This is a genomic window from Microcystis sp. LE19-8.1F (assembly GCF_027531715.1).
Taxonomy (GTDB): Bacteria; Cyanobacteriota; Cyanobacteriia; order Cyanobacteriales; family Microcystaceae; genus Microcystis; species Microcystis wesenbergii_A.
The window spans coordinates 1-6,701 of the sequence record NZ_JAPZSO010000147.1 but is presented as its reverse complement, the minus strand read 5'-3'; the positions used below and the strand labels follow the sequence as shown (position 1 = coordinate 6,701).

Genomic DNA, 6,701 nt, shown 5'->3' with positions numbered 1-6,701 from the left:
CTATCGCAATCCTCCCAACCGTAGCGAGATTCGTAATTGTTTAGCAAAACTTTTGGCGATTTTAGCCGAACTGCAAAGACAAGCCAAACGGGAAAATCAGAGCTACAATGAAGACAATGCCCCTCGTTTGTGGATTTTATCTCCTTCCGTGTAATGCTTTCCGGGAAAATGTGCTGGAATTATTGATTAGTTGGCGGGTTAGTATGGAAATAAATAACATCCTAGAAACTGAAGATAGAGAGGTGTTTATGACCTTATCTCAAACCTATCAGGAATGGAAGGAAGCAACTAAACGGGAAGGACGACTGGAAGGAAAACTGGAAGGAAAACTAGAAGGAAAACTAGAAGGAAAACTGGAATCTATTCCCCGTTTGCTTGCTTTGGGTTTAAGTGTGGAACAAATCGCTCAAGCTTTGGATTTAGACTTAGAACAGGTCCGACAAGCGGCGCGAGAGTAAAGGTGGAGAGTTAAAACGCAAAAATGCCACAATGGATAAAATAGGCATTTTCTGACTAACTGACATCTTCTATGAGTAACCACCTAAGCGGAAGCGAGATTCGCCAGCGATTTTTAGACTTTTTTGCGGCCAGAAACCATAAAATTCTCCCTAGTGCCTCTCTAGTACCAGAAGACCCCACCGTTTTGCTGACTATTGCGGGAATGCTCCCTTTTAAGCCGATTTTCTTAGGGCAAAAGACCCCAGAATTTCCCCGCGCTACCACTTCTCAAAAATGTATTCGCACCAACGATATCGAAAATGTCGGCCGGACTGCTAGACACCATACTTTTTTTGAGATGTTGGGCAATTTTAGCTTTGGTGATTATTTTAAAGAACAAGCGATCGCCTGGGCCTGGGAATTGTCCACAGAAGTTTTTAACCTTCCCCCCGAAAGATTAGTCGTTAGTGTCTTTAAAGAGGATGAGGAAGCTTTCGCTATCTGGCGCGATAAAATCGGTATTCCTGCCCATCGTATCCAAAAAATGGGCGAAGCGGATAACTTTTGGGTATCGGGTCCCACGGGTCCCTGTGGTCCCTGTTCGGAAATTTACTACGATTTTCACCCGGAATTAGGGGATAAAACCATCGATTTAGAGGATGATAGCCGTTTTATCGAGTTTTATAACCTCGTCTTCATGCAGTATAACCGCGACGCGGACGGCAATCTAACACCCCTAGCGAATAAAAATATCGATACGGGGATGGGTTTGGAACGGATGGCGCAAATCCTGCAAAAAGTCGCCAATAACTACGAAACTGACCTAATTTTCCCGATTGTCGCCGAAGCGGCCCGGTTAGCAGCCATAGACTACCAGAAAGCGGACGAAAAAACGAAAGTTTCCCTAAAAGTCATCGGCGATCATGTGCGTTCGGTAGTACACATGATAGCGGATGGTATCTCAGCATCGAATACTGACAGAGGTTACGTCCTGCGTCGTCTGATTCGGAGAGTAGTACGACACGGGCGTTTGATCGGTATTGAAGGTCAATTTATCACCAAAGTGGCGGAAGTTGCGATCGCTCTTTCCGAGTCCGTCTATGGCAATGTTCGGGAACGAGAAACGGTTATCAAGGCAGAATTAGAGCGAGAGGAAGCGAGATTTTTAGAAACCCTAGAAAGAGGCGAGAAACTGCTCGAATCGATTCTAGAAAAAGAAAAAAGCCAGATTTCGGGAGTCGATGCCTTTACCCTTTATGATACCTATGGCTTCCCCCTGGAACTCACTCAAGAAATCGCCGAGGAGCAGGGTTTAAGCGTCGATACGGCGGGTTTCGAGCAGGAAATGAAAAAACAGCAGCAAAGATCAAAAGCCGCCCACGAAACCATAGATTTGACGGTACAGGGCAGTTTAGATAAGCTGGCGGAACATATTCACCCGACGGAATTTCTCGGTTATACGGATTTGCAAGCAACCGCAACAGTAACGGCGGTTTTGGTCGCTGGTAAAACGGTGGAATCGGCCGCAGCAGGCACTGAGGTGCAGGTAGTTCTCGATCAAACCCCTTTTTATGCCGAATCGGGTGGACAAATCGGTGATAAGGGTTATTTAACTGGCGATAATCTGCTTATCCGCGTTGAGGATGTGCAGAAAGAATCGGGGATTTTTATCCATTTTGGTCGGATTGAGCGGGGAATTGTCACCACTGGCGATACAATTAATGCTCAGATCGATCGCTCCTGTCGTCGTCGCGCTCAAGCTAATCATACCGCGACCCATCTGCTACAATCGGCCCTGAAAAAGCTTGTCGATGGGGGGATTTCCCAAGCGGGTTCCCTCGTCAGTTTTGAGCGCCTCCGTTTTGATTTTAACTGTCCTCGTCCCCTGACTAGCTCTGAATTGCAACAGGTGGAAGAACAGATTAACACTTGGATTGCCGAAGCGCATGACACCGAGATAGCGGTGATGGGATTGGAAGAAGCGAAGCAGAAGGGAGCTATTGCCATGTTTGGCGAGAAATACGGCTCAGAAGTGCGAGTTATTGATATTCCTAGCGTTTCTATGGAATTATGCGGGGGAACTCACGTTAAAAATACCGCCGAGATCGGTTTATTTAAAATCATCTCCGAGACGGGAATCGCCGCAGGAATTCGTCGCATCGAAGCGGTGGCCGGCCCTGCCGTGTTAGCATACCTGAATGAACGGGATCAGGTGGTGCGGGATTTGTGCGACCGCTTTAAGGTCAAACCTCTGGAAATTCCCGATCGCATTACGGCCTTACAATCGGAGTTAAAGGGGACACAAAAGCAGTTAGAAGCGGTTAAACAGGAGTTAGCACTAAATAAATCGGATGCTTTGCTATCTCAAACTGAATCTATCGGCGAATTTAAGCTATTAGTCGCTTCTTTGGGCGATATTGATGCTAATGCTTTGATGGCCGCAGCCGAAAGACTACAGCAAAAATTAGGGGAAGGGGCGGTAATTTTGGCCTCGACTCCCGCAGCTGATAAAGTGAGTTTAGTGGCCGCTTTTAGTCCCCGGGTGATTAAAGATAAGGGTTTACAAGCGGGTAAATTTATCGGTGCGATCGCTAAAATCTGCGCTGGTGGTGGTGGTGGCCGTCCCAATTTAGCTCAAGCTGGGGGACGGGATGCTAGTAAGTTAAGCGAAGCTTTAGCTAAGGCCAAAAGTCAGTTAACTAGCAGTTTACAATAGTTTTAAGGGTGGGCATTTTGTCCACCTTTAAAAAATTAGTTATCCTCTCGGTGTGATTGGTAAAAATAATATGGAACTACTGATCAAGAATTTGGGATCAATTAGAAATAATAATCAAACTATAGATTTAACCAAGAAGTTTTATACTTTTATTGGCTACAACAATAGTGGCAAAACCCTAGTTTCTCAGCTTTTATGGACAATTTTTAATAATGACAATATTAGAAAGTTTTCCGAAAATACCCAAATTGATTCTTTATTAATTGACTCGGAAAAACCTATTAAAAAAATTAGGATCAATCAAGAATTAATCGATGAAATTCTCAATAAATTTAGCCAGTTTATTGAAAAAGAAGTTGTTAATACTTATAATCTTGATGCCAGTATTAAAGAAACGATTATTGGTTCCAATAAATTAATTTTTCAAGCAAATATCAAAGAATTTAAAGAGACGACATTTAAAACAACTTTTTTGGTTCGTGTTGCAGGAAATAATGATCTGGAGTATTTACAGATTAGCAAGGGCAAAGGTAGCCTAACAATAAATATAAAAGAGAATAATATCCCTGAGAAAGTATTTGATCAAATACCCAGAGACTTTTTTGAGAGAGCTAAACCATACAAGGAATCAGTAATTATTCCGTCAATAATAAGAGTGCTTTTGTCTCCGATACAAGATACTTTTTTTATCCCCGCTAGTCGTAGCTTTTTTCCTGTTTTCTACCAGTACATTTATGAGATAGAGAGAAATAAAAGAAGTGAGTATAATCGTCGATTGCAAGAATTAATAGAAAATATTGATGATGATGGTGATACTAATCGGGATATATTCAAACGTCTTCAAGAACAATTACCCAAAAGGTCTTATACGGAACCAATGAATAAAGTGATTGAGTCGCTTTATTCTCTCAATACCAATAAAAAAATTAATTCAGTTTATAATTCTCTGATTGAAAAGATGACCGGATTAATGGGAGGAGAAATCACGATTTCTAGTCTAGAATCGATCGCACCTATTCAATTTTCTTTTAAATTCGATGAAAGCAAAGATTTACCCATGTATCTAGCTTCATCTTCAGTCAATCAGTTGACTATCTTGTATCTTTATCTCAAATATTGGGCCAAGGAAAAAAACAATTTTTTGATGATAGATGAACCAGAGGTTAATTTGCATCCCGAAAATCAAATTCGCTTAATGGATATTTTAGTTCAATTTGTCACCGAGCATAATAATCGGGTTTTGATCACCACCCATAGCCCGATTTTAACCGATATTCTCAACAATTATGTTTATCTTCATACCTTAAAAAGTTATGATGTTGATGTCACAAAAATTATTGAGGATAATCAATTAAAAAATTTAAATCCAGAAATTTCAATTGCTAAAGAAGACTTAGGGGTTTACTTTTTCACGGGTGATAAAATTATTGATTATGGAACCAGTGAATATGGTGTTTATTTTCGTAACTTTAAAGAAGTTATCAACTCCGTGCAGAAATCTGGAGAAATTTTAACCAACCATATCTATTTAGCAGAGAATGAGTAAGTCTAACTCAAAAAAAGAAATATTTTCCCTTAGACAAGAGTTTCACCAAGCTTTAGAAAAATCGGGTTTTATTGAAGAAATTTGCCTTAGTCAGGATGCGTATATTGAAATTCAAGAAACAAATAAGAGCGATTTAAAGAAAGTAGTTATTAATCACTTAAAGTTATCATTTAAAAATGACAAAAATATATCTACAGAAGTAGATAAAATCTGGGTTATCAATTTAGAAAAAGAGTTACCCGGTATCTCTGCTTCCGGCAAAACCCCTGAAAAAGCTATATTAGTTTTACAGAGAAAAGTCGATGATGGGGGTAAAATTCTCAATTATCATCTGCAAATTTGTTTAATTGAACTCAAAGCATCCCTACAGGCAAAAAAAGACAAAGAAAGCACATTAAAGCAGATTGCTGGTAAATTTCAAAGCGGGATGAATAGAATCTATATGCTTCTGACTCTCAATAATCATGCTAATCCCCAGAAAAACTATCAAGATACAGAAATATGTGTGCATTTCAGAGGAATCATTTTTTACTCAAGGGGTGACAGAAAGGTTAAAGAGCTTGCTTGATAAGGCTCATAGCCGTTAACCCTTTGGAGAAATAAGGGTTTTTCTGGGGTTTGAGGCGTATCAAAGAAAGGGCAAGTTCCGAAAAAATATCCATCGACTCAACCCAAAAAGTACCATAAGTCCCTATCCAAAAATCACTATGTCTTTCAGCAGAACGATTAGATTCTTTGAGGCGACAAATATAAACACGGTGGGGTAAAATATTGAGTTGTTGACCCCGTATTGTATTTAAAGAATAGGCGATAGCAATTAATAAAACAAGAGCTAAAAAACGCGGTTCGCTAACTTTAGTTTTCTCGATATTATAACCTCCCGTTTTACAATCTTTGAACATTGCTTCAATGCCAAAACGAGATTCATATAAATTTAAAGTCTCATCCAAAGAGTCAAGATTAGTAAGAAGATACCAAGGAGCTTCGGCTTGTTTACTACGGTAGCGTCTTTTCCAGCGAGTGGCCAAATTAAAAGGGCCAAGTTTATGAGCAGATGTATGATAAATATCCGAAAAAAAATGCTGAGTCCCCGGTTGAATATCTAGAGCTTTTAGAGGTTGATAGTTTTCTTCACCTGATAATAGCAAAGATGTTCCCTTCTTTTGTCTCAGAATAAAGGCTATCCCCTTTTCGTCTAGCCACTTTCCTAGTTGAACACTGTGAAATTCTCGGTCGCCTATCACGACAACTGGGTAGGATTTCAAAAATTTTAATACCGGCTTGAGAAAGTTTTTTTGGTTCCCTAAATTACTGCTTCCTTGTTTATCTAACAATATCCAGTACACAGGTAACGCCCTTTTTCCACAAATAACACTAGCTACAAACAAATTTCTTCCTTTCCAATCTGTTCGGTCAATTACCAATAATAGATGTCCCAGATGCTTAAGTTTTTTCAGTTTTCTTCTTTGATGTCGATTTTTATTTTTTTCGCTAAACTCTTGCTTAATAATGTGTTTAATTAGCGGAAACCATAACAATTTTACACTTAATTGCGGTAACTTGAGAAACCTTTGTAAATTTCTTCTTCTGCTTTCAAAGGTAATTGGTTGGGGAAATAAGGCGGCCAATCTCTCCAATTGTACTGTTCTATGGCTTTGTAGGAGCAGTATAAGAATTTGTAGAGTCAGATATTGTGCTTGTGTCAAGCTGGCTTGTAAACAGGCCTGATAGAATGATGGTAACATATTGAAATTTTGGGTGGTTGTCTCAACCACTCTATTTCTTTTGGGTTCATTTGGCTAGAGTCTTTATCTTGATTACCTTTGAACCCCTTTGTCACCCCTTGAGTACTTTTACCCATTTATAGCGGTAAGCGCTTGAGTGAGATACAGACCAAGCTTTGCCTAGCATGGTTTATAGCTTGTGACACTGTACCTAATACGACTGCACACCGCTATAAGCTAGTGAGGTACACATATTTTTCTTCCCTTTTGACTTTTG

Annotated in this window: 4 protein-coding genes and 1 pseudogene; 4 read left to right on the top strand and 1 reads right to left on the bottom strand. The window is 39.9% G+C overall.

From position 1 onward, the window contains the following. The 4 genes and pseudogenes from O9334_RS14635 to O9334_RS14620 form a co-directional block, all read left to right on the top strand. Positions 1 to 458 (top strand): annotated as a pseudogene (locus O9334_RS14635) (hypothetical protein); the annotation flags it as partial. 71 nt (positions 459 to 529) lie between these two features. Beyond that, positions 530 to 3,154 (top strand): alanine--tRNA ligase, encoded by a 2,625-nt coding sequence (gene alaS / locus O9334_RS14630; RefSeq protein ID WP_288000808.1) that lies wholly within the window; start codon positions 530 to 532, stop codon positions 3,152 to 3,154. Between the two features lie 70 nt (positions 3,155 to 3,224). Then, positions 3,225 to 4,700: an AAA family ATPase gene (locus O9334_RS14625; RefSeq protein ID WP_288000806.1), complete on the top strand. Its 1,476-nt coding sequence runs from the start codon at positions 3,225 to 3,227 to the stop codon at positions 4,698 to 4,700. Continuing rightward, entirely contained in the window at positions 4,693 to 5,268 is a 576-nt protein-coding gene (locus O9334_RS14620; protein ID WP_288000803.1) for a hypothetical protein, read from the top strand. The genes O9334_RS14625 and O9334_RS14620 overlap by 8 nt, the downstream gene beginning before the upstream one ends. On the opposite strand, the gene O9334_RS14615 is transcribed toward O9334_RS14620, so the two are convergent. Then, positions 5,252 to 6,445 carry an IS4 family transposase gene (locus O9334_RS14615; RefSeq protein ID WP_045356150.1) on the bottom strand — a complete coding sequence of 398 codons (1,194 nt, stop codon included), beginning with the start codon at positions 6,443 to 6,445 and terminating at the stop codon, positions 5,252 to 5,254. The two genes, O9334_RS14620 and O9334_RS14615, sit on opposite strands and share 17 nt — an antisense overlap. Positions 6,446 to 6,701: the final 256 nt, after the last annotated feature.